General features: G+C 43.5%; 23 protein-coding genes, 1 tRNA gene and 3 pseudogenes. 8 read left to right on the forward strand and 19 right to left on the reverse strand.

Annotation, left to right across the window (positions count from 1 at the left end; genetic code table 11):
• Positions 1-59: 59 nt before the first annotated feature.
• Positions 60-975 (reverse strand): annotated as a pseudogene (locus REG_RS12195) (TonB-dependent receptor domain-containing protein); the annotation flags it as partial.
• Positions 976-1043: 68 nt separating this feature from the next.
• Here REG_RS12195 and REG_RS12200 point away from each other — a divergent pair.
• Positions 1044-1867 (forward strand): IS5-like element ISRein1 family transposase gene (locus REG_RS12200; RefSeq protein WP_260200023.1). Its coding sequence is split into 2 segments (ribosomal slippage): positions 1044-1431 and positions 1431-1867, totalling 825 coding nucleotides; the frame shifts between segments, so codons are not numbered across the junction.
• A 23-nt stretch (positions 1868-1890) separates the two neighbouring features.
• On the opposite strand, the pseudogene REG_RS06315 reads toward REG_RS12200, so the two are convergent.
• Positions 1891-2910: pseudogene (locus REG_RS06315) on the reverse strand (TonB-dependent receptor plug domain-containing protein); the annotation flags it as partial.
• 204 nt (positions 2911-3114) lie between these two features.
• Between REG_RS06315 and ftsB the strand changes: the two are divergent.
• From ftsB to mutM, 6 genes are all read left to right on the forward strand, one after another.
• Positions 3115-3498 (forward strand): cell division protein FtsB, encoded by a 384-nt coding sequence (gene ftsB / locus REG_RS06320; protein ID WP_006704889.1) that lies wholly within the window; start codon positions 3115-3117, stop codon positions 3496-3498.
• Between the two features lie 73 nt (positions 3499-3571).
• A protein-coding gene (locus REG_RS12205; RefSeq protein WP_260200023.1) for an IS5-like element ISRein1 family transposase occupies positions 3572-4395 on the forward strand; the annotation gives its coding sequence in 2 pieces (ribosomal slippage) (positions 3572-3959 and positions 3959-4395; 825 coding nt in all).
• Between the two features lie 23 nt (positions 4396-4418).
• A complete protein-coding gene (gene ispD / locus REG_RS06335; RefSeq protein ID WP_006704890.1) occupies positions 4419-5126 on the forward strand; it encodes a 2-C-methyl-D-erythritol 4-phosphate cytidylyltransferase in 708 nt (235 codons plus the stop codon).
• 11 nt (positions 5127-5137) lie between these two features.
• The gene (gene ispF / locus REG_RS06340; protein ID WP_039907767.1) at positions 5138-5623 is read left to right on the forward strand and encodes a 2-C-methyl-D-erythritol 2,4-cyclodiphosphate synthase; all 486 of its coding nucleotides are present in this window, start codon (positions 5138-5140) and stop codon (positions 5621-5623) included.
• Entirely contained in the window at positions 5620-6246 is a 627-nt protein-coding gene (locus REG_RS06345; protein ID WP_006704892.1) for a protein-L-isoaspartate(D-aspartate) O-methyltransferase, read from the forward strand. The genes ispF and REG_RS06345 overlap by 4 nt, the downstream gene beginning before the upstream one ends.
• 72 nt (positions 6247-6318) lie before the next feature.
• Complete coding sequence (gene mutM / locus REG_RS06350) at positions 6319-7128, forward strand: bifunctional DNA-formamidopyrimidine glycosylase/DNA-(apurinic or apyrimidinic site) lyase (protein WP_006704893.1); 810 nt, start codon at positions 6319-6321, stop codon at positions 7126-7128.
• A 128-nt stretch (positions 7129-7256) separates the two neighbouring features.
• Here the strand turns inward: mutM and coaD are convergent, their stop codons facing one another.
• The 15 genes from coaD to REG_RS06420 all read right to left on the reverse strand — a co-directional run bounded on the left by coaD (position 7257) and on the right by REG_RS06420 (position 21303).
• On the reverse strand, positions 7257-7739 hold the full coding sequence (gene coaD / locus REG_RS06355; protein WP_087943398.1) for a pantetheine-phosphate adenylyltransferase: 483 nt from the start codon (positions 7737-7739) through the stop codon (positions 7257-7259).
• 127 nt (positions 7740-7866) lie between these two features.
• On the reverse strand, positions 7867-8112 hold the full coding sequence (locus REG_RS13770) for a hypothetical protein (protein WP_176603386.1): 246 nt from the start codon (positions 8110-8112) through the stop codon (positions 7867-7869).
• The gene (locus REG_RS12745; RefSeq protein ID WP_141553588.1) at positions 8022-8453 is read right to left on the reverse strand and encodes a helix-turn-helix domain-containing protein; all 432 of its coding nucleotides are present in this window, start codon (positions 8451-8453) and stop codon (positions 8022-8024) included. Before REG_RS12745 ends, REG_RS13770 begins: the two co-directional genes overlap by 91 nt.
• Positions 8407-8700 (reverse strand): hypothetical protein, encoded by a 294-nt coding sequence (locus REG_RS12215; RefSeq protein WP_006704759.1) that lies wholly within the window; start codon positions 8698-8700, stop codon positions 8407-8409. Before REG_RS12215 ends, REG_RS12745 begins: the two co-directional genes overlap by 47 nt.
• Before the next feature lie 86 nt (positions 8701-8786).
• A complete protein-coding gene (locus tag REG_RS06365; protein WP_006704895.1) occupies positions 8787-9569 on the reverse strand; it encodes a glycosyltransferase family 2 protein in 783 nt (260 codons plus the stop codon).
• A gap of 9 nt (positions 9570-9578) precedes the next feature.
• Entirely contained in the window at positions 9579-10853 is a 1275-nt protein-coding gene (gene waaA / locus REG_RS06370; RefSeq protein ID WP_039907607.1) for a lipid IV(A) 3-deoxy-D-manno-octulosonic acid transferase, read from the reverse strand.
• 73 nt (positions 10854-10926) lie between these two features.
• Positions 10927-11241, reverse strand: coding sequence for a BON domain-containing protein (locus REG_RS06375; RefSeq protein ID WP_039907609.1), 315 nt, complete (start codon positions 11239-11241; stop codon positions 10927-10929).
• A gap of 239 nt (positions 11242-11480) precedes the next feature.
• Positions 11481-11711: a hypothetical protein gene (locus tag REG_RS06380; protein WP_039907610.1), complete on the reverse strand. Its 231-nt coding sequence runs from the start codon at positions 11709-11711 to the stop codon at positions 11481-11483.
• A gap of 238 nt (positions 11712-11949) precedes the next feature.
• Positions 11950-13266, reverse strand: coding sequence for a calcium-binding protein (locus tag REG_RS06385; RefSeq protein WP_039907613.1), 1317 nt, complete (start codon positions 13264-13266; stop codon positions 11950-11952).
• Between the two features lie 40 nt (positions 13267-13306).
• Complete coding sequence (locus REG_RS06390; RefSeq protein WP_141553637.1) at positions 13307-14254, reverse strand: calcium-binding protein; 948 nt, start codon at positions 14252-14254, stop codon at positions 13307-13309.
• A gap of 32 nt (positions 14255-14286) precedes the next feature.
• Complete coding sequence (locus REG_RS06395) at positions 14287-14493, reverse strand: hypothetical protein (RefSeq protein WP_141553638.1); 207 nt, start codon at positions 14491-14493, stop codon at positions 14287-14289.
• Between the two features lie 947 nt (positions 14494-15440).
• Complete coding sequence (locus REG_RS06405) at positions 15441-16790, reverse strand: Fic family protein (protein ID WP_006704900.1); 1350 nt, start codon at positions 16788-16790, stop codon at positions 15441-15443.
• 107 nt (positions 16791-16897) lie between these two features.
• Entirely contained in the window at positions 16898-19015 is a 2118-nt protein-coding gene (locus REG_RS06410) for a hypothetical protein (protein ID WP_039907619.1), read from the reverse strand.
• Positions 19016-19192: 177 nt separating this feature from the next.
• Complete coding sequence (tcdA, locus tag REG_RS06415) at positions 19193-20023, reverse strand: tRNA cyclic N6-threonylcarbamoyladenosine(37) synthase TcdA (RefSeq protein ID WP_050749351.1); 831 nt, start codon at positions 20021-20023, stop codon at positions 19193-19195.
• Positions 20024-20226: 203 nt separating this feature from the next.
• Positions 20227-21303 (reverse strand): leucine-rich repeat domain-containing protein, encoded by a 1077-nt coding sequence (locus REG_RS06420; RefSeq protein ID WP_039907621.1) that lies wholly within the window; start codon positions 21301-21303, stop codon positions 20227-20229.
• Between the two features lie 265 nt (positions 21304-21568).
• Between REG_RS06420 and REG_RS06425 the strand changes: the two genes are divergently transcribed.
• Positions 21569-21645 (forward strand) — tRNA-Met (locus tag REG_RS06425).
• Positions 21646-21713: 68 nt separating this feature from the next.
• Here REG_RS06425 and amiC read toward each other — a convergent pair.
• A pseudogene (gene amiC, locus REG_RS06430) lies at positions 21714-22941 on the reverse strand (N-acetylmuramoyl-L-alanine amidase AmiC).
• Positions 22942-22978: 37 nt separating this feature from the next.
• The gene (locus REG_RS13340) at positions 22979-23116 is read right to left on the reverse strand and encodes a hypothetical protein (protein WP_176603459.1); all 138 of its coding nucleotides are present in this window, start codon (positions 23114-23116) and stop codon (positions 22979-22981) included.
• Position 23117 lies beyond the last annotated feature (1 nt).

Raw genomic sequence — 23117 nt, forward strand, 5'->3', positions numbered from 1 at the left:
ATGAGTGCGAGTAGCCAACGCCGCCGTAACTTGAAAGGCGAAGGGTATAAACTCAGTTTTTAAAAGGTTACATCTAACTTGATCCACGCCGTCCGGCCTGGTTCGTTTATTGCCGTTTTTGCAGCATAACCAAAGCCCCCGTTGCCTGCTAAATTGAGATGTTCGCTATAATTTTTATTCAATAAATTATCAATACCCGCACTGATTTTTATTTGTTTATCCCACCGGTAAGCCACATTGGCCGATAGTACAGCAAAACCTGCACTGGGGCTAAAGTCTTTACCCGCGGCATTCCCTTCATTTATTGCAACTCGATGTTGATGACTCACTACTCGCCATAAAGCGGTATTACTCCAATTTCCTTGCTCATAAGTTAAACCAAAACGGGCTTCAAGAGGCGGGATCTGTGGTAATGGTCGTTGATCACGGTTATTTTTTCCCCATGAGTAAGCGAGGCTACTTTCTGCTTTCCAATGTGCATTAAAAGCATAGCCAATCCCCATCTCACCCCCGAAGACAGTTGCGTCAACATTATTAATCTCGATGCTGCGTGCATACTTCGGATCATATTTAAATAAAATCATTTATCTGGCCAAGATAGCTAGAAACCCAAGCATGGGTCGATACACCATTATATTGAGCACCGATATCAAGCTGAGTTGTTTTCTCGTTTTTAACACTGACAAAAGCACTAGGGGCTTTCTTTGCGGCATTATAGGAAAATAATTCCCAATAATCAGGAAAACGCTCACTGTATCCTAGTCCTGCGTACAACAATACCGGCATATCTAATACATCATGTTCGAAACGGATAAAACCACTGGGTGAGTTATCTGAACGTTGTTTATTATCAGCATAACGCTCTACAGAATTATGATCTAAACGTGCACCGGTAATTAATCTGCTCTGTGAGGTGGCAAACCAACTTAATTCACTAAATAATCCATAGTTATAAAAGCGCGCATTGTTTTTCCAATAGACCTCTTCGGAAACTAGCATTCATATAAGAATTTTGGTAAAACACTCCTGAACAAGGAGCCGCCATGAAATATGAAGTAATAAAAGTACTGGAAGAGGAAAAATTTCGTCGCTTAACGGGTGTTAAACGCAGTACATTTGAAAAGATGATAAAGATATTGAATGAAGCAGATAAGAGTAAGCAAGGGAAGGGAGGTCGGAAACCCAAGCGGGGTTTAGAAGAGCGCTTATTAATGGCACTGGAGTATATACGAGAATATCGCACTTATTTTCATGTCAGCCAAAGCTATGGCGTGAGTGAGAGCACATGCTATGAAACGATTAAATGGATAGAGAATACGCTAATAAAGCATCCTGATTTTGCCCTACCTGGACGCAAAGCTGTATTAAAAAGGGATAGGGAGTATGAGCTGGTTCTTATTGATGCCACAGAAACGCCGATTGAACGTCCCCAAAAAAACAAAAGCCGTTTTACTCAGGAAAAAAGAAACGACACACCTTAAAAACACAAGTGCTCGTTGATAAAAAAAGTAAAGCAGTCATCTGTACAAGCTTTACGAATGGGAGGCGCCATGATTTTAGGTTGTTTAAGGAGTCTGGTGTGCGAATACATCCTGACATCAAAACAGTTACCGATACAGGTTACCAAGGGCTTGGCAAGATTCATTCAAACTCGGCGTTGCCTAAGAAAAAGACAAAGAAAAATCCCTTAACAAAAGAAGATAAACGCAACAATCGTGCGTTATCAAGCCAGCGTGTATTAAACGAACATGTCATTGGTATGATTAAAAGATTTAAAATTGTATCAGACCGTTATCGAAACAGGCGAAAACGTTTTGGATTAAGATTTAATCTGATTGCTGCAATTTATAATATGGAAATTAGATAAATGATAGTTTCCGAAGAGGTCTAATGATTATTTTTTTTCATTCGGTGCGCATTGGTTTGCCAATCTACTCCACCGATGAGTTTAAAATCTTGCCATAATCCGGTTGCCATGGCTCGACTGCCAAGCGTTTGTCGATCTAAATTCGTGCTCGATTTCTCCCCCCCAGTGGGCAGTGAACGCAGTGTTGTGTTATCCATGATGTGATTGACGTAATTATAATAAATTTTGGCTTCAACTTTATCCCATACTTCACTAAGATTATGTTTTTCAAAACGTAGCCCCAGGCTATCACGTTGTAACTGCGCGCCATCACGCCCTCTACCAGCATAGCGGGCAGCTCCGTCACCTTTGCCGGCGGTTAATTCGAGCAACATATCTTGATCAAGGGGAGTCAAACCCAGTGCTATATCGGCATTCCATTTGTTCCATTTAGAGGGAACAGTAACATCGTTACCATCTTTGTAATCGTCTGCGCGCGCGTGATTTCCTACTAAACGTAGATAACCTTGCTGATTTCCTAGACTGACAGCAAGATTGCCATCTTGGCGATTACGGGATCCGATAAGTCCACTAATGTGACCTTTTGCCCCTGCTCGATCAAAGATAGGGGGTTGCCGTTCAAATAAAATAGTTCCTGCGGAAGCGCCTGATCCCCAAAGCACAGATTGTGGCCCTTTAATCAGGGTTAATACATCATAGCTTTCCGGTGTAATATAAGAGGTAGGCGGATCCATACGTGATGGGCAAGTGCCTAATGTTTCCGCACCATCGGCAAGAATACGAAGACGTGAACCAAACATGCCACGAAATACCGGATCACCATTAGCACCCCCATTACGGATTTGGGAAAAACCAGGGATAGTTTTTAAATAATCGGAACCATCACTCGCTGGAACCGGTTGGCGTGGTGTTTTGAGTGAACTAACAACCACTAGGGGGGAGTGTTGTGGGGCAGTAACAATAATGACGTCGGCGTCATTTAACTGATTTTTTTGTTTTTCTTCAACTTTAGGGGCTGATGCTGATTGAGCAGCAAGATTCATTGTCATTGACACAATAATAGCCGTCACGGTGTTTCGTAATAATGGTGTTGTTTGGTTTAAGTTATTCGGACTGGGCACAATTGATTCCTTGACAACAAAAAGCTTAATTAAAATAATTAGCTTATTGTATTACCAGCATAAACAAAAACCTATAGAGTAAGTACAAAAGATTTCAGACAGGCTCTTAGGGGGGTAGAGGTAGAGATGAAAAAAATTACGCTACTGCTATTAATTTTGCTTGGTTGGTTGCAATACTCACTTTGGTTTGGCAAAAATGGGATTCATGATTTTATCCGTGTTAAAAATGATCTTACCGCACAGGAGGATCATAACCTCACACTTAAAGTACGGAATGATAAGTTATTTGCTGAGATTGATGATTTAAATGTGGGTCAAGAAGCAATTGAAGAACGTGTGCGTAATGAACTTGGTATGATTAAGCCAGGAGAGACCTTCTATCGGCTCGTTCCTGATAATTCCAAAAACAAAAAAATAGTCCTTAATTTCTTGGTTTTTAGCAAAATTCGCCGTAAACCCTCGCCCAATACGGGCGGGGAGCAGTCACAGCACGTTTTCACAAAAGGCTAATAAGAATAGACCTCTTCGGAAACTAGCATTCATATAAGAATTTTGGTAAAACACTCCTGAACAAGGAGCCGCCATGAAATATGAAGTAATAAAAGTACTGGAAGAGGAAAAATTTCGTCGCTTAACGGGTGTTAAACGCAGTACATTTGAAAAGATGATAAAGATATTGAATGAAGCAGATAAGAGTAAGCAAGGGAAAGGAGGTCGGAAACCCAAGCGGGGTTTAGAAGAGCGCTTATTAATGGCACTGGAGTATATACGAGAATATCGCACTTATTTTCATGTCAGCCAAAGCTATGGCGTGAGTGAGAGCACATGCTATGAAACGATTAAATGGATAGAGAATACGCTAATAAAGCATCCTGATTTTGCCCTACCTGGACGCAAAGCTGTATTAAAAAGGGATAGGGAGTATGAGCTGGTTCTTATTGATGCCACAGAAACGCCGATTGAACGTCCCCAAAAAAACAAAAGCCGTTTTACTCAGGAAAAAAGAAACGACACACCTTAAAAACACAAGTGCTCGTTGATAAAAAAAGTAAAGCAGTCATCTGTACAAGCTTTACGAATGGGAGGCGCCATGATTTTAGGTTGTTTAAGGAGTCTGGTGTGCGAATACATCCTGACATCAAAACAGTTACCGATACAGGTTACCAAGGGCTTGGCAAGATTCATTCAAACTCGGCGTTGCCTAAGAAAAAGACAAAGAAAAATCCCTTAACAAAAGAAGATAAACGCAACAATCGTGCGTTATCAAGCCAGCGTGTATTAAACGAACATGTCATTGGTATGATTAAAAGATTTAAAATTGTATCAGACCGTTATCGAAACAGGCGAAAACGTTTTGGATTAAGATTTAATCTGATTGCTGCAATTTATAATATGGAAATTAGATAAATGATAGTTTCCGAAGAGGTCTAATGAATGCACTTCCTGAAGTAATTGCCGTATTGCCTGCTGCGGGTATTGGCAAGCGGATGCAAACTGATTGCCCGAAACAATATTTAACCATTGGCCAGAAAACGATACTTGAATATGCGGTCGATTCCTTACTGCACCACCCACGTATTAAACAGATTATTGTTGTTATTGACTTACAAGATGATCGATTTCAATCTTTAGCACTGGCTCATCATGCAAAAATTCAAGTGGTTTATGGTGGTAAACAGCGAGCCGATTCGGTGATGGCGGGTTTACAACAGGCTGAGCAATATATCAATCCATTATCCTGGGTGCTCGTCCATGACGCTGCTCGCCCTTGTTTGCATCCTGAGGATCTGGATAAGTTGTTAGCGGTGACAGAGCGCAGCAAGATTGGTGGCATACTAGCGACACCGGTGCGAGATACCATGAAACGGGGAGGAGTCAGTACAGCGGTTATCAATCAGACATTAGAGCGACAACAGCTATGGCATGCGCTCACCCCTCAGATTTTTCCGTTTGCATTATTGAAAGATTGCTTATCAGGCGGCATCGAGAAAGGGATAGAGATAACCGACGAGGCTTCTGCATTAGAATATTACGGTTATCAACCATTATTGATCAAAGGTCGATCTGACAATATTAAAATAACCTATCCAGAAGATCTGGCCTTAGCGGAATTTTATTTAACTCGTAGAAATAATTAGGAATAAAAATGATACGGATAGGACAAGGTTTTGATGTGCATGAATTGGGTGGTGAGGGGCCGTTGATCATGGGCGGTGTTACTATCCCGTATCCACAAAGATTGTTAGCACATTCTGATGGTGATGTATTGTTACACGCGGTTATTGATGCTTTACTCGGTGCTGCTGCTCTAGGGGATATTGGTCAATTATTTCCTGATACGGATCCCGCTTTTAAAAATGTAGATAGCCGATTTTTATTGCGCCAAGCTTATTCACTTATTCAACAAAAAGGTTATCAGCTGAGTAATCTGGATGCGACCATTATTGCGCAAGAACCCAAAATGGGATCCCATATTTTGCAAATGCGTATTAATCTGGCTGAAGATCTTCAATGTGATAAGGATCAGATCAACGTTAAAGCAACCACCACAGAAAAACTCGGTTTTACTGGTCGTGGTGAAGGTATCGCCTGTGAAGCCGTCGTCCTGTTGATCAAGGGACAACAGATGGAATGATAAATAAAAATAAACAAATTTTGTTAACACAATTACGTCAGCATGGTATTTGTGATGAACGCTTATTATATGCCATTGAGTCTGTACCTCGTGAATTTTTTGTTGATGAAGCCTTAGAACACAAGGCTTATGAAAATACTGCCTTACCGATAGGATCAGGGCAAACTATCTCACAGCCTTACATAGTTGCGCGGATGACAGAGTTACTGCAATTGAAAAAAATGTCACGGGTGCTAGAAATCGGTACGGGTTCGGGTTATCAAACCGCAGTTCTGGCGCATCTGGTAGAACAAGTCTACTCTGTTGAACGCATCAAAGGATTACAATGGCAAGCAAAACGTCGGTTGAAAACGCTAGATTTGCATAATGTTTTTACTCGCCATAGCGATGGTTGGCAAGGATGGCCATCACACGGCCCCTTTGATGCGATTATTGTCACTGCTGCTCCACCAAAGATCCCTCCCGCATTATTAGAACAACTAGATGAAGGGGGAATATTAGTCCTCCCGGTTGGTGAAAAAACGCAAATGTTAAAAAAAGTGCAACGACGAAACCATGAATATTGTATTGAAGATGTAGAAGAAGTTCGTTTTGTTCCATTAATCGAAGGTGAATTGGCTTGATAGCAGCCGATTTGGCTAATCGATTTTGCAAAAAGTCTAAGAGCCTATTCAAAAAACAGAGTAAAAATTTTCATGCCTGAATTACCCGAAGTAGAAACCAGTCGCCGTGGGATAGCGCCCTATCTTGTTGATCAAACTCTTCTGTACGTGGTGGTCAGAAATCCTCGCCTACGTTGGCCGGTTTCCGAGGAGATATCATCACTGCGTGATCAACCTGTTTTCAGTGTACAACGCCGTGCTAAATATCTTTTGCTCGAGCTGGCAGCAGGTTGGATCATTATTCACCTTGGCATGTCAGGCCGCTTGCACATATTACCCAAAGACAGGATAGCCGAAAAACACGATCACATTGATTTAGTCATGAGTAACGGAAAAATATTGCGTTACACGGATCCTCGTCGCTTTGGCGCTTGGCTGTGGGCAAAAGATTTTACTGCCAGCACTGTACTGGCGCATTTAGGGCCAGAGCCTTTGGGGGCAGAATTTACCGAGCAATATTTATTTGAAAAATCCAGACACAAGCGTACATTGATTAAGCCTTGGTTGATGGACAATAAAATTGTTGTAGGAATAGGCAATATTTACGCCAGTGAGTGCTTATTTGTTGCCGGTATTTTGCCAACGGAGCCTGCGGGATCATTAACACAAAATGAATGCAAATTATTAGTCAGTGCTATTAAAAAAGTGTTATTAGATGCCATTGAGCAAGGTGGTACCACGCTACGAGATTTTTTACAATCGGATGGTAGGCCGGGCTATTTTGCTCCACGATTACAGGTTTATGGTCGAGCCGGTGCGCCTTGTTATCGGTGCACACATCTTATTGAAACGGTGAAACAGGGGCAACGGAGTACGTTTTTTTGCCGCCACTGTCAGTCTTAGACCGCTTTTGAGACCTACTGCGCGACGCAAATCTTGCGTTGCCCGGTGCGCGCAATCTTCATGTACTTATGTTAACGAGCGCCGGGCGCCTTGACTTCGCCTCTCTCGCTACGGTTTTGCAAGCAGTTTTAACACGTCATCTTGGCTAACAAAGCTTCTGTAACCGCAGCGGGGAGAAATGAAGCGATATCGCCCCCGAGCAATGCCACTTCTTTTACTAATGCTGAAGAGAGAAATGAGTATTTCTCTGAGGGCAGTAAGAACAGGGTTTCTAATTCTGGCATCAAATGACGATTCATTTTTGCTAGCTGGGATTCATACTCAAAATCAGCAACAGAGCGTAGTCCACGAATTAAGATATTGGCGCCTTTCTCTCGGGCGCAATTAACCATCAATCCATCAAAAGTGATCACTTTGACATTTTTAAAAGTAGCAGTGACTTTTTCTGCTAGCACAACCCGTTCTTCTAAAGTAAACAGCGGTTGTTTACCCGCACTCTGTGCAATTGCCACAATAATCTGCTCGAACATAGCGGCGGCTCGCGTTATTACATCTAGATGTCCATTGGTGATGGGATCAAAGGTCCCCGGGTAAATAGCTCGCATATCTATGGTTGTTCACTTTTTGGTTGCTGAGATTAGAACTCTTCGGAAACCTACTGCGTGACGCGGATCCTGCGTTGCCCGGTGCGTCGGGTGCGGTAATTGTCAATGTAGTTGTCGCCCAGGATGTAAAATCCTAGGCTGCTTTTTTGGCGTCTGGTTTCACCTTTTTTTCTCTGGATTTTTGTGGATTTAAATGGACTTCTTTCACATACGGCCACTGACGGATTTGACCTGCCCAGCGTGTAGGGTTTGCAGCGCGTGCCTTTTCATACACTGTGTTACGCTGAGCTAATAGGGCTTTATCAAGGCCTGCATGTCTTTGTGCAGGTGTGACAAATTCAATGGCACTGTGGCGATGCTCTTGATTATACCAGTGCACCACGTGTTCGACCCATGCGCGGGCGTCTTGAAAGTGGATTCGGAGGCGAAATAGAGCCCTTCATCAGCCAACATCGGCACAATTTGACTCGGGGGTAAATGAGCAAATTTGGCCGAAGAGGTTATTTCCAGTAGCTTAGCCCGCTCACAGGGTGAGAGTTTGTGGGGCGGCGGCGCTGTTCGGCGCGTTCGGCCATCCACTTGCTCGATAGCTTTCTGCCAGCGCTGTAGGGTTCGCGTGCTTAGCCCAATCAGGAGACAAGCCTGTTGTTGCCGCGCTCCGGCCTGCGTTGATTCAGTAATCCACATCATAATAGACTGGCGCTGTTCGGGAATAATCATTTTTCCTCTTACTGCGTTGTGTTCGCTTCGGGTCACAAAAATCCGCGCGCCATTGCTTCAGGTGATGAACAAAAATACCCTGCCCCCTGCACCAAGAGGCGAGTTCACTTTCTGCTAAACAACTTCTTAGCTTCCTCGGCGGCACGTTAAGTTCATCCGCAATGGCTTTCATTGTACGCCCATTCCGATGATAAACCTTACACAGCGCCTGCTCTTTAAACTCTTCCGAATACGTCGGTTTTTCCATGATTATATCGCCTCTTTATTAGTTCCCATTAACGAAAATTAGAGGCGACAACTAGACTGACACTGGGGGGGTGTCTTGACTTCGCATCATTGGTTACGGTTTCGAAAGCGGTCTATTTGATTTAATGACCATAAAGCTGTGTATTTAGTAAAAGTGTATTGGGCGTTAACACAGGCCAGTAATAAACCTTGTTTACCATCCAAAAAACCGGCGCGTAATAAACCTGTTTTACAAAAAGCCCACAGGGTATGAGCGAAAATAGCCAGGTAATGACAACTTTTGCCTTGCTGATGACGCTGAATGGCCCAAATTTTGGCGTAATTAAGTTGTTTTTGCTGAAAATCACTAAAATCACGACAAGTCAGGTGAAGTAAATCTCCTTTTAAGGGGATAATTTTTGCTGAGCCACACATCAGCGACTCATGTACATAATCTTCTTTATATTGATATTGAGGAGGGTATAAACGGACAACACGGTCAGGATACCATCCACTGTGACGCATAAATCGACCTAAAAATAGGTTGCGCCGCGAACAACTATAAACTGCGTTATCATCAGGTGCCATCAGTACCGCTTCGATAGAATTTTTTAGTAGCGGCGAGATACGTTCATCAGCATCAACCATTAATAGATACTCACCCTTAGCATACTGCTGTGCTATGTTTCGTTGTTTGCCGAAACCTTGCCAATCAGTATGCGTATAAATTTTTGCGCCATAACGCTGAGCGATGCTAAGTGTTTCATCCTCACTACCGGAATCTACTATGATAATCTCATCAGCCCAAGCCACTGAAAGTAGGCAGTCAGCAAGCAATGGCGCCTCGTTTTTAGTCAAAATAATGACGGATAAACTTTTTTTTGTGCTCATTTAATGATGTTATGACGATAAATAAGGGGCAAGCAATCGCAATAAACGTTGTAACGCTCCTTGGTTTTCACGCAAAACGTCGAATGCATGATAGCCATGCTCAAAACGTCGTTTTTCATCTCTGAGCAAAAAATTGGCCTGTTGCACCAAAGATAATACATCTGCATCAGTGACATTAATCAGTCCTTTGGCTTTAGTTAATTTGGCACAAATGTCTTTAAAATTAAAAGTATGGGGTCCCATAAGAATCGGGATGGCATGTGCAGCGGCTTCTAACGGATTATGCCCCCCGAGTTTTATCAGACTGCCGCCAACAAAAGCAATATCAGCAACGCCATATAACAACATCAGTTCACCCATGGTATCGCCGATAACCACCTGCGTTGTGTCAGAAGGCCTGTTGTTTTCACTGCGTAGCCTATAACTGAAACCGGCTTTCTGCACCATTTTTATTACATCAGAGAAACGTTCTGGATGCCGAGGCACTAAAATAAGTAGTAACGTTGGATAATTTTGCAATAATTTGCGATGCGCTGCTAATAACAACACTTCTTCGCCAGCATGTGTACTGGCCGCTATCCATATGAGACGACGCGGAGCCCACTGACGGCGTAAAGTAACAGTACGTGCGGCTAATTCAGGCGTAACAGCAATATCAAATTTTAGGTTACCCATCACGCTCACCTGAGAGCGCGCTGCTCCTAAAGAGATAAACCGTTCAGCATCTTCTTGATTTTGCGCTGCAATTAAGCTGATACGCGGTAACGTAGTACGCATAAAATGATTTATTTTCTTATAACCTGCCGCAGAACGGGCAGAGAGGCGCGCATTGGCAATGATTAAGGGAATCGATCGACGATACAACGCATTAATCAGCGTTGGCCATAATTCGGTTTCCATGATGATCACTAAACGAGGATTGAGCTGATTAAGAAAACGATTTACGGCACAGGGGAGATCATAGGGTAAATAAACGTGATGAACGTTGTCACTGAAAGCGGATTTTACTCGCTCTGACCCGGTGGGGGTCATGGTGGTGACGGTGATCGGTAAATCGGGGTAACGATGCAGTAAGGCTTTGATAAGTGGAATAGCGGCTAATGTTTCGCCTACTGAAACGGAATGTAGCAAAATGCCATTGGCAGCCACCTTACCCGCGCAAAAACCATAACGCTCACCCCAGCGCTGACGGTAAGCGCTGGATTTTCGGCTACGCCACAGCAAGCGTAACCAGATTAATGGTTGGATAAGATAAAAAAGCAGCTGATATAAACGCAGTAACATTCTATTAAAGTCATCTCTGTGAGTTACTAAGAACGGCACTATACCTGATAGCCTGTTCGAACTCCTCTACAGTTTATTTAATTTGCATTTTATTGGAAACCGATCTTACTCCGGGCACACGGCGAGTAACTTCTATTGCTTGGTTTATCGCTTGTTTTGAGGTAACAAATCCACTCAATTGCACACGTCCTTTAAAAGTTTCCACTTTAATCTCAGTAGATTTAAAATTTTTTGTGCCGAATAGGGCTGATTTCACTTTAGTTGTGATCACCGTATCGTCGATATAACCGCCCGTTCCTTCTGATTTATAGGTCGGTGCACAAGAAGCAATAGTAAAGGTTAAAATAGTTGTAACACACAATACAGCTAGAATTTTTAAAAGCTTCATAAATTCTCCATTCATGGCGAAGTTAGCAAATTAAGCTTTGAGATGACTTTATAATTTTAGACTGATGTGTGAGAAATGAAAGAGAGAATTCATATGATTAAATGTGAATTTCAAGAGATTATGCGAAATTTTTTTAACTTTCCCCCCCTGCCGTAAGGCAGAGGGGCTGAATCAAATTAAACTGATTCGGCTATACTCCAACTCTAATGACGCGCATTGTTTGGCACTGGGGTCTCATCTCATAAAAGTAAAGCTATCGCGCGAACAAATGCGATACTTACTCCTTGAGGCGTGTCTAGTGCGGACTGTTTAGCAGTATTTGTAGTGGCTTCCTGTTTACAGCTTATTTCTATGGGCATTAATCCATCCCAAGGAAGATCACAAGATCGTGGCGCCGCTTGAACAGCCGAGACAAACGTTGGCAGCAGCAAAATGGGTAACGCCTTCAAAATAGTTTTTCTTTTTTTCATGCCGTTCACCTCTTTCTGTCATGTTTAGTGTAGCGATACTTTTATTTGTGCTACTCATTGAATAATAATAGACCTCTTTGGAAACCGTAGCGAGTGATGCGAAGTCAAGGCGCCCGGCGCACAGCAACCTTCGTTAACATAAAGTACATGAGGATTGCGCGCACCGCAGGATCCGTATCACGCAGTAGGTTTCCGAAGAGGTCTAATATAACAAGGTGATAATGCCGCATTAGATCCATTAATGTGATGACAGCAGATTTGCTGCTAAATTTGGGTCACGGGTGAATAGACTCGGATTCACAGATGACGTAGCTTCCCGTTCAGACGAAGGGAATGAAGGGATCATCTGCACTAATCGCGCGATATCATCACCGCGCATTTCATCTCTGCCCATCTTTATTTTCTCAATTTGAAAAGCAGATGATTTGAAGTAGTGCTTAACGGTTATCCTGTCGGTATCCTTGGCAAGGAATGTAATTTGCAAGTCGTTTCCTGCTCTTTTAAACCGCAAATCATTGTGGGTTATCCCTTCATCAAAGAGCAAAGTATCATGGCCGCCTGCATCATTAATCAGATCATCACCATCCCCCTGGCCATAACGATAGGTATCATCCCCTTCACCGCCCATCAGCTGATCATTGCCGGTACCGCCTAGCAGAATATCGTTTCCGACATCACTAAACAGTTGATCATCGCCTTCCCCTCCTTCGAGGGTTTTTCTGCCTGATCGACTGGCTATTAATATATCGTTGCCCGCATCGCCATATAACCTGCGATCTAATTCGCTGCTATCGAAAATCGTGTCGTTACCGGCCAGTGCATGAAAACTCCCCCCTGCCAGGATGATGGCGCCCGATAACAGAATGCTGTCATCGCCCTCCGTCGCCTGAATTTCACTCTGTTTTTGACCGAGATAAGTTTGGCTCTGTTCATCCACATCCAGACTGTAGGAAGCTCCACGTTTATCCACCACAGTAATATGACGATAACGTGCATCGAGCATAAAGTTGCGCAGACCAACTTTAAATTGACCCAAGGCCGGGCTGGCGTGACTTAACACAATATCGTTACCTACCTGGCTGATTTTATTGATTTGCTCAATCGCTACCGGCAAAATCAACCAATCTGACTGGGGATTGGGGTGAGGATCCTCATTATCGATCCAGATCATTCTGGGCGTGTCACCTTGGTTTTCGTCAAGATGGATAATGTAGCTATCAGTACCGCCTTTTCCCTGCAACTGGTCATTTCCCCTGCGGCTATGTAACTGATTATTGGCATTGTCGCCCACCAAATAATCATTAAAAGGCGTATCTTCCGCCACCAGTTGCATAAAGGTCGGCAGCGATAGTGTGGCACCCGCGACCGTAATTTTTCCCTGGCCATTATTCTGCGCCAAGCGAATAGGGCTATCTGCCGGTTGCGGAGCCTTAAAGAAATTCAGGCTGCTGGCTCGGTGATCATGTGCAATGCTGTATTGCGCGTTAAAAATCGGCGAAAACGACCCATTGCCCTCATCATCTTGCGCGATACTGTCTGGCCATCCCGAGAGCAATAATACCCCGTCACGGGTTGACAGCAGGTAGCGCGGTTAGCTAAGGTGAGATATTTGCTGTTTTTATTATTACGCTGGTAAGCTCCTTTAATAACAGCGTGGTGTGTGTGCCATTGTTATTGCGCAGCCTGATCGCGACCTTTACCGGGTATCTCTCATCTCCATCGCCCCCTGAAATGATACGAATAGATTCTATCTGATCGACATGATGACTGAGCATGATATTACTCACTTCTCCTGCCAATTCACTGTCACTTAATGAGATTTCGACGTCTTTTTCTTGTGAATTTTGCAAAATACAGTAAGTATCTATGCCAGTGCCGCCATTGGCCTCCCCTGCCGCCAATGTCAATACATCATCTCCTCCCAGGCCAAACAGCTTGTCTTCCCCTCCTTGACCATCAAGCTGATTGTTATCCTCATTTCCTATCAGCACATCATGGGTTTCACGATGTCCGATAACATGCTCAATATTAAAAACCTCAGCGACCAGACCTGTTATGCCTCGATAGCGGATCTCACCCCATTTAAGATCGATGAGATAACCGTAAGCGGCCAGCGGTTTGCCACGGGCAACCAGCGTGTCGTGCTCTTTTGTCGGGGAAAAGGGGGCATTTGAATCGCTGGCTAATGCACTGCCGCCATCCAGTCGACTCGGATTAGCAGGCATCGCCGTGCAGTCCAGATAGAAAATATCCGATAATCGGCCGCCGGTATAATTTTTTCTCCCCGCGCCGATATTAATATTAAAACTATTTCTTTTGTTGCGATGACCGATAGCGATATCGTCACCGTCACCGAGATCAAACAGAGCCACCATCTCTTCACTGTCAGCGAGCGCCTCCTGTGGAGGATGGGCTAAAACCGCTTTTCTGACGGTGCTGGCCGGGGAAAGCGGCGCATTGGCATCAACGAAATCATTGATACCATAAAGCTGAGTTGGGATAAAACTTACGCTATCTTTATACGTAAAACCGCCATTAAGCACCAAATAATAAGGTGTCGCATTTTGTAGAAGGTCTAACGCGCTAAGATCCAGCTCTCTTTTAACATGCTGCTCCAGGTGGAAATCACCCCGATGCCAACCGCCGCTCCCAGCACCGAAAGTGAGCCATTCACCATCAGATCTTGCCGAATTGCGGGATCAGTGGTCTGCGCCAATTGGGAAAATGATCGATAAGCATTGTAAATGTCAAAACCGCTCGCCAATACACCTAACCAATACACCTAACGCAGGCCCGCCCATTCTGGCGAATTTGCTCCCCGCATTGAAGCTAATCTGCCCGAGGCGAGAGCCTAATATCTCCAGTCCCACGGTTGCCCGACTCGCGCCCAGCCTGCTAGCAAGAAAAGGCGTAAAGGGTCTAAGGCCACATTGCGCAACCTCGATAACCGGCGCAGATCCTGTGTGCGCCAGATGGCCAGCCAGTTTAGCCAAGCCGTATTGGCTACCATCAATCAAAAAGTTAGATGTCAGCGAGGCGATAGCGAAGTGGCGTTCAAAGCGTAAATCCCGCTTTTCTTCCTGGGTCAAATCAGTGCGATTGAGCAGCCCGGTTATAGTTAATCAGATCCTGTATCCCACGGGTGTAGCCATAGCCTTGCATCAGCCTGCCACCCTGGTGGCTGACACAGCGCCTGCTCTTTAAACTCTTCCGAATACGTCGGTTTTTCCATGATTATATCGCCTCTTTATTAGTTCCCATTAACGAAAATTAGAGGCGACAACTAGACTGACACTGGGGGTCAATGACCAGGGCGGGATTCCACTTTGTATTTTTTGTCATCAATAAGATCAATATTTAAGCATTTCGCAGGCGAAATTTTCTCATATGTTTAATTAATATACACAAATTGTGTTTTTTATAATCTAAAATTGATTAATTAATGAGTTGGATCCCGCCCTGCCCTCACACTGGGTCAATGACTACATTCAAACCCTGGACAAACAAAAAATAACTGATCGTGCCAATGCGGGGATCAAAATACCGATATTATTATGGCCTGATGTGTGAATATATTAATCGGTAACCCCTTGACTTCCGCTCTTTGTTAACTGTGCTGTATTAACGGAAGTGAGCGGTGACGAGTGTGTTCTATTTAATACGGGTTTTTGGATAGGTAGAAAACCACAATATGGCCAAAGCAGTTTAATTTGATTCGGCTATAACAAATTAAAACTCGCCCTGTTGCGCTTGCCACTGTGCAAATTCAGAACGACTTAAGCCGTAACGTACCAATACACCTTCATGTAATCTGCGAAGCTCAGCTATCATCAGATATTCAACATTTTCACGATCAATTTTAGGCACCTGATTTTTCAATGCACGATGGATGATCTTAAGAGGCTCTTGTCCTAGCTGGATAACTATTTCTCTCACAGTTTGATTAATAATATTTCTATACATTAACCGTAAGGGCTCTGGTTCGGACAGATTCTGTTTGATGGCTAAATACTCCTGAGTGGAGCGTTCATAGGCCCAGATATACAGATCACGTAACAACTCGATGCGAGTCATCTCATAGACACCAATAACCGCACGACTGTATGCCTGTTCAGGTACATCAATGAAGGTCAGAGGGCATAAATTAGCGCGGATCATTGGCAGGTTGCCCATCAGACGCGAGGTGCGTTTATTCACATCTGCGAAAGGTTGGAGATAAGGCAGATGAACCATAACAAAGAATGATTGTTCAAACGGATCGCTGATCTGATTTGCCTTATTCAGCACCTTGTCAAGTATCTCGCTGATCTGTGCGGGTACAGAAAGGGGGCGGTAAACACTCTTGCCAATATCAACAGAATGTTGACGTAACCGGCCTTCATCAGCAGGGTTCGGCAGTAAGTTTTCCGACAACGCACTATGCAAATTGAGCAACGTATAACGGTTAAAGCTGATAGTCGCTGCATTATCGACTAACAACTCTATGGCTGCTTTGTGATTCAGGATCATCTGCGTTTCAATGGCCGCTTTACCTTGAGAAACCATGCCCTGTTCGATTAATTGTCGGGTATCCAGACGGGAATAAGTATTTCCTTCCAGATAACTGGATGCCCATGATAAATCAATCAATAAGCGGTTCAGGATCTCACGACCATAAGTTCCAGCAGGGAGTTTAGCTTGTCCGGTATCCCCCATTTTTTTTAATTGACGACACAATGGCTCAGATAGATAGCGTGTTTTATTGGGTTGGTAGCTTTCTAGAAAATCGTGCTTATAGCCTACTGGCGTGCGTATTGCGATGGGACAATCAACATAGGCAAGAATATCTATACTATCTGCGGAAAGCGCAATATGCTGAGGAAAAATATCATCAGTGTTAGCCGCATCTGTTGATTTTATCGAAAAATAGCGCCGTGCACGTCCTTTACCAACAGCAATAATTTGTCCGGTTTCGGCCATTTTTGCAAGCCAGCGTTGGGCTGTTCGGCGTTTAATCTCAGGATGGCGGGTCAGTATTTCAGCCAGAGTGAGTCCGGTAGATAACGGGATATTTTGCAAAAGATCAGCGATTGATGACATAGTTACCTTTGGCGCGATTTAAGGGTATGAGTGGCGCAATTATGGCGCCATTTCTATAATCGCGCCACATGATTGGCCAGCATTCTTTTGATGCTCACCTTACTTTTTTATCCTCCCATTAACTTACCGTCAAACAAATGATAACGCTGATCAATCCTATGTGGCGGCGCGGAAAAATACACATAAAGTGTATCTGCCACCATCCTGGTGGATAACACCTGTAGCGAGGTATCGGGGGCGATAGCAACATGATCAGCCAAAAAAGAAGTGGCCATATTTTTTTTAGCAATCGAGCTATCAAAAATAAATACCGCCGGTTGAGTCGCACTTTGCCCTACTTGATTTCTTACCCAGGGAGACTGATGCCAACTATTAACATTAATATATTGGCTAGAGGCCGATTGCACCCCGCGATCAATAAAAACTTTACCTATCCCCTCTCTGATCCTCATTGCGCCATTGGAGGTCACATAAGCACTACGATAGGCAACACCGGTATAATCATTTAATAATTTGAATTCATTAAGAAAATTGACGAGCTCTGTGCTGGTTTGCTGGGCTCGCAGTTGGCTATTGATCAGACGCGAACCCGCTTCTGCATACTGTTTAATATTGTCGTAACTATCCGCATTTGAGCTTTTAACAAGGTTGGTTAAACCGTTAACAAAGGCTTCGGTTTGTAATGGCGTGAAATCTTCTGCTTTTTGCCCTGCCTGGCTAACTATTTTCGCCAATTCAGTATTGGCTGTCCGATAGCGCTGGCCAATAAAGGGGCCTCCTCCCAATAACCTGCCATAGCGCCCCGTTGGTTGCCATTTGGCATCGATCCATTCGATGGGCAATTTATCACGGTAGTTTAGCGGCGAATAAATATATCTCCCATCACCCGTATCCGGGCTCGACAAATACAGTTTATTGTCTATTTCAAGATAATTTTTCCCTAGCGTATCGCTGTACAGATTATTGCCTTGAGAACGTAACGAATTAACCGTCAATCCTTTGAGTTCATAATGTGCCAAGGAACGCTGTGCTAAAACCAGATCGGTTGTTGCTTTCGACGCATTTGATAGCTGTTTTAATCTGGCCAGTGAGGGCAATGTGTTGAGTTGTTGCCGCAACGCTTGATAATTTCCCTGAACGACAGAAGCCACTTTTTTACCTCCCTGGAATAGAGAGCCAACAAAATTAAAGGGATTCACCGCATCAGCCAATCCACTGGCTAAAACTTTGCTTGCTTGTTTAGCCGCCACGGCGGTTTTTGCTGATTGCAGGGCAAAGTTAGAAACCCCTAAAGCGGAAAATTTGACACCGATTTTACCGGCCGCCATAAAGGCGCTGGCACCAGCGTGCGCCGCCAATCCGAACGGAATAATAAAACTCAGCAGTTCAATAGCCCCGAATACCACCCCTCCCACAGTCAGTGTGCCCTCTTTGATATCCTGAATAGTGCTATAAAAAGGAATCAAGATACGACACAAAAGATCATGTGTGGCTGCATCAGCCGCAACTTTTTTTTCATAGGGCGTAGGTTGTCGGCACACTTGCTTCAATTGCTTGACCGGTTCGGCAAAAACCTTATCGACCACTTGTTCAGAGAAGCGCTGTATTTTGCTCGTTTCATCTCCAGAGCCTAAATCACTGAAGGCAAAACGCGCCGATAATAGCGGGATCTGCCAATGCTTATCTGTTTTTTTAACTTCCACGCCGTATGTATTGACATTTAAGGGATAACGGAGCCCCAGTTTATCTCCCACCGATAAATGAGGGGTTGGGATCTGCCGACCCATACTGAGCATAGTAGAGTGCGCCCGCGATTTATTTAGACTGTTATTGCTGTGAGCAATAACCGGCAACATCCTGATAACCCCAGTCAAAGGGAAAATGTCATAGGCAAAGGTAAAAGGTTGAACACTGTTTCCCTCCCCTACCACCACGACACCTTGGTAAGCAGGCTGAACATTGTCATCATCATCTTTAAAAGCGACTTGTAAAAAATGCGAAGCCTTTAACAAATTATCACGATGTGGGCTAGGCAGATCCGCGATAGCCATTGCCAGACGTGAACATAATGCGGCTCGATAGTTATTTTGATAAGTATTGAAATCGGTATTAAATTTTTCTTCAAGTTGACTGGCATTGAGCGCAGTGCCTGATGGCTGGCCAAAGGATTTTATGTCGAATGAAAAATCGGCATCATGGGTCATATAATTTTCAAGTTTGGTCATAGCGACAGATGTTAAAACTGGCGTTCTCATACCCACAGAGGTAGGCAGTGTAATACTGGATGCAGGTATCAGCTCATCAACAAATCCTCATGTACTACATGTTAACGAAGGTTGCTGTGCGCCGGGCGCCTTGACTTAGCATAACGAACTACGGTTTGGAAAGAGGTCTATTGCCTATTATCTAATAACCTGGCTCGCAGTGGCTTTCGCTATCATTTTTTTTAAAGCATGCGCCACAGCAATAAAACCAAATGTTGCAGTTACCATCGTAACCGCGCCAAAGCCAGAGGCGCAATCCATCCGTTTTGATCCTTCAGTAGTGCAGCTTGATCTAGACAGGTTACCCTCGATCTGGGGGTACGTCAGTGGTTCACTAGAAGACACACAATCAATACGTAATTTTCCTTTACTATTTTTCACTACACCAAAATCACGTCTCAATCTTTCTCGCACGCTAGCAGCTAAAGGATCTTGAACCGTTTTAGCCAGATCAAGAACGGCTATACGAGTAGGATCAATTTGTCCTCCTGCGCCTCCTACTGTAATAACGGGGATCGCATAACGCCGACAATAAGCCAACAAAGCTGCTTTAGGACGAACACTATCTATAGTATCAATCACATAACTAAAATTTTGATCCAACATCTCAACCACATTTTCGGGTGTGATAAAGTCATCAATACATTTCACCTGGCAATGAGGATTAATGGCTAAAATCCGCTGTTCCATCACCGCTATCTTGGCTTGCCCAATATTTTCACGGACAGCATGGTTTTGTCGATTAGTATTGGTCACACAAACATCATCCATATCTATCAGGGTGATAGCACCAATACCCGTGCGCGCCAACGCCTCAACAGCCCATGATCCTACCCCACCCATGCCAATGACACAGATATGGGCGCGTGAAAATAATATTTGCGCTTGATGGCCATACAAACGCGCAATTCCGCCAAATCGTTGTTGATCAATTCCGTGGTGGTTTTTTGTATTAGAACATTTAGTCATTACATAGGGGTCTCTGTTTTTTAGAGCGAGCACGATAACAAATCACAGTGAGCAAAGGAATTAGAAAAGAAAAAACATCAAGCTGTTTTATAGATGTATTGCTGGCCGATAGGCTTAGTACTGACTTCCCGCTGAATGGTAATACCGTTCCATTTTTCTCCGGTAAATTTTTCACCTTTGACAAGCAACGTCGTATTGCCATCTCAAATGATTGTCACCTTTTCAGGCAGGTGGGTTAATTCTATTGTCTGAATAGGGCAACCGCTTACATTAAGCTTAATTAAATTTTTAAATTCAGATAAATTTGGCAGCTCTGTCAGTCCAGTGTCACTGACATCGAGCTCTTTTATTCCGGCAGGAAGCACCTTAGGATCTAAAATTTTCAGCTCACGATTGCCACTGGCGTTCACTATTTCTACCTCTTTTGGTAAGACAAGATCCGACAGATTGTTGTGAGATATATTCAATTCAGTTAGCGCCAATAAAGAGGATTTCGATAGCCATAGGAAAGAGCCTTCCGGTAACGAACTCAAGCAAAATTTAGATAAATCTAGGCTAAATTTGGTTATAGGATATAACGAGGTTAAAAAAGAGTCCCTTTCCAACACAAAGGCGGGATATCCTGGTATTTCTGATAATGTATTTCTTATGTTTTCCGAAAGTAACGGAGGTAAGGAAGAGGGTAAAGAAGATTTCATTGCCAACATATAGTCGTCAAATCCTGATATTTCTGATAATTTATTTTCTATTTCTAATGATTTCTCTTTAATCATTAATGATTTTTGGGCGATTTCTGGTATTTTTTCCAATGATTGCCGGAAGGCATCGTTAAAGCGGCTTTTTGTCTGTAACGCTGCCGTCTCACGCTCCTCATTTACGGATCCCTCCAACCTCCAAAGGGATAATTGAATCCATACGTTCAACAGAGAAAATGCGACCATAGCCTGATCTTTTATAGACCCAGCATCAATAATATCATTCATTTCAGTCCATTCTTTTACCGATAATGTTTTCAATGGTTTTTCTTGCAGCTCAGCAAGCCTACTGTTGTCAAATTTAAACGACTTCAGCTTTTGCTGAATATTATCATCTTTAATATATTCAAAAAGCGGGCGTTTATCTTCAACGGAGATAATTTCCATAGCAACCAAAAGTTCTACTATTTCTTTGTCTGTCTTCTGACCTATCATCGGAGCAGGGCTGGCTAAGGGGGTTACATCTGATGAATTCGCAATAACAAAGATCGGTGTAAAAGATGTGTTGCTAGTAGCAGTAAGCATATTGATATTCTTCCTAATGAAGGTAAAAAAGAGAGCAGTTACTATATAAGTGATAATAAGCAACCTAATCTCACTCGCTGAGAAATATCATTTTGTATGACAAGTTTTTCCTACAGTGTTCTTTAACCTTTAACAACTTTGCGCCGTATATGCATAAAAAAAAGACAAAAAGGCGATAAAAACCACAATCAAAAATTTTATATCAATTTAAATGCTAAAAGCACTTGCAACAAAAATAATCCAAGGTATAGTGCGCTCAATCAGACGCGGGATGGAGCAGTCTGGTAGCTCGTCGGGCTCATAACCCGAAGGTCGTCGGTTCAAATCCGGCTCCCGCAACCAACGATGTCCGACCCCTCTCATTTCTTCAATCAAAAAAGCGCTCAAAGAAGATTTCATTCAAACAAGCCCTAAGAAAAATAAGCCTTGATACCAGCAAACACTGCCTTAGCTATCTGTTGTTGAAAATGGCGAGTGCGTAACTTTTTTTCTTCTTCAAGATTACTAATAAATGCGGTTTCAACCAAAATTGACGGGATATCAGGTGCTTTCAATACCGCAAAGCCGCCTTGCTCGACCCGATTTTTGTGTAATTTGTTAATCTTACTGATTCGGCTGAGCACTTCCTTTCCAAATTTTAAACTATCATTAATAGTCGCCGTTTGTAGCAAATCAATTATAGTGTGATCCAAATAGCGATCACCGCTCTTACTAATCCCCCCTATCTGATCAGCTTCATTCTGAGTTTGTGCTAAAAGATAAGCAGCAGTACTGGTGGCGCCTTTGGCGGAAAGTGCAAATACCGATGATCCTTTAGCCTCGCGGTTGGTGACAGCATCTGCATGGATAGAAACGAAAAGATCAGCCCTTAGCTTACGCGCTTTGGCCACTCGAACTTTTAACGGAATTAAAAACATCTTCATCGCGTGTCATATGAACTCGCATATTCGATTCACGTTCGATAAGAGTCCGTAAGCGGCGAGCTATTTGCAACACCACATTTTTTTCACAGGTTTTATTTTTTCCGATGGCGCCAGGATCTTCTCCCCCATGCCCAGGATCTAGCACTATGACAATAGGCCGATCACGGCCAGCTTTACCTGCTGATGGCGCCTTTGTAGGGAGTGTGCGTTCTAAATGGCCTTTATTATAATCCTCGAGCAAAGCGAGTAGCGGATCATCTTTTGTCGCAGTATCACCGACTGTCGGATAGAGGTCTACCACCAAACGATGATGAAATTTAGCGATGGGTTTTAAAGTAAAAAGTTGTGGATGACTCAGTTGCTTAAGTTCGAGCACTATCCGTACGGTTTTTTTGTTGAATTGTCCTATCCGCACCTGCTTGAGATGAGGGTCAGTTGCTTGAACTTGGCGAGTCATTTCCCTTAGCACTTCATTTAAATGGACATCTTCGATATCAACTACGATGCGATCGGGCTTAGATAAAGTAAATTGACGGTATTTAAGCGGAAGGTTGGATTCTAATGTGATCCGCGTATAGGTTGAAGCGGGCCAGACCCGAATAGCAACAATGTGTACTGACGTAGCAAACCCAATTTTGCTGACACTCAGCATCCAACTGGCTGTTATAGCTTGCAATAAAAGGCGCCGATGGGAATTGTGCATTGGGTCTGTGATACTCCAAAATCATTATTAGACCTCTTCGCATAACGAACTACGGTTTGGAAAGAGGTCTATACCCTTCGCCTTTCAAGTTACGGCTTTGTTGTCTGCGGGTGCTCGCCTCATCAGGTAGTATGTCTACGCTCATCGGTCGGTCGCCCTTGCCGCCTTGCCGTAACTCGAAATTCATT

The sequence above is a fragment of the Candidatus Regiella insecticola LSR1 genome, assembly GCF_000143625.1.
Classification (GTDB): domain Bacteria; phylum Pseudomonadota; class Gammaproteobacteria; order Enterobacterales; family Enterobacteriaceae; genus Regiella; species Regiella insecticola.

Excerpts from the sequence above, each read along its gene's own strand:
- ftsB (WP_006704889.1), top strand. The coding sequence starts at position 3,115 with ATGAAAAAAATTACGCTACTGCTATTAATTTTGCTTGGTTGGTTGCAA.
- ispD (WP_006704890.1), top strand. The coding sequence starts at position 4,419 with ATGAATGCACTTCCTGAAGTAATTGCCGTATTGCCTGCTGCGGGTATT.
- REG_RS06345 (WP_006704892.1), top strand. The coding sequence starts at position 5,620 with ATGATAAATAAAAATAAACAAATTTTGTTAACACAATTACGTCAGCAT.
- mutM (WP_006704893.1), top strand. The coding sequence starts at position 6,319 with ATGCCTGAATTACCCGAAGTAGAAACCAGTCGCCGTGGGATAGCGCCC.
- REG_RS12745 (WP_141553588.1), bottom strand. The coding sequence starts at position 8,453 with ATGATTATTCCCGAACAGCGCCAGTCTATTATGATGTGGATTACTGAA.
- REG_RS12215 (WP_006704759.1), bottom strand. The coding sequence starts at position 8,700 with ATGGAAAAACCGACGTATTCGGAAGAGTTTAAAGAGCAGGCGCTGTGT.
- REG_RS06365 (WP_006704895.1), bottom strand. The coding sequence starts at position 9,569 with ATGAGCACAAAAAAAAGTTTATCCGTCATTATTTTGACTAAAAACGAG.
- waaA (WP_039907607.1), bottom strand. The coding sequence starts at position 10,853 with ATGTTACTGCGTTTATATCAGCTGCTTTTTTATCTTATCCAACCATTA.
- REG_RS06375 (WP_039907609.1), bottom strand. The coding sequence starts at position 11,241 with ATGAAGCTTTTAAAAATTCTAGCTGTATTGTGTGTTACAACTATTTTA.
- REG_RS06380 (WP_039907610.1), bottom strand. The coding sequence starts at position 11,711 with ATGAAAAAAAGAAAAACTATTTTGAAGGCGTTACCCATTTTGCTGCTG.
- REG_RS06405 (WP_006704900.1), bottom strand. The coding sequence starts at position 16,790 with ATGTCATCAATCGCTGATCTTTTGCAAAATATCCCGTTATCTACCGGA.
- REG_RS06410 (WP_039907619.1), bottom strand. The coding sequence starts at position 19,015 with ATGACCAAACTTGAAAATTATATGACCCATGATGCCGATTTTTCATTC.
- tcdA (WP_050749351.1), bottom strand. The coding sequence starts at position 20,023 with ATGACTAAATGTTCTAATACAAAAAACCACCACGGAATTGATCAACAA.
- REG_RS06420 (WP_039907621.1), bottom strand. The coding sequence starts at position 21,303 with ATGCTTACTGCTACTAGCAACACATCTTTTACACCGATCTTTGTTATT.
- REG_RS13340 (WP_176603459.1), bottom strand. The coding sequence starts at position 23,116 with ATGAATTTCGAGTTACGGCAAGGCGGCAAGGGCGACCGACCGATGAGC.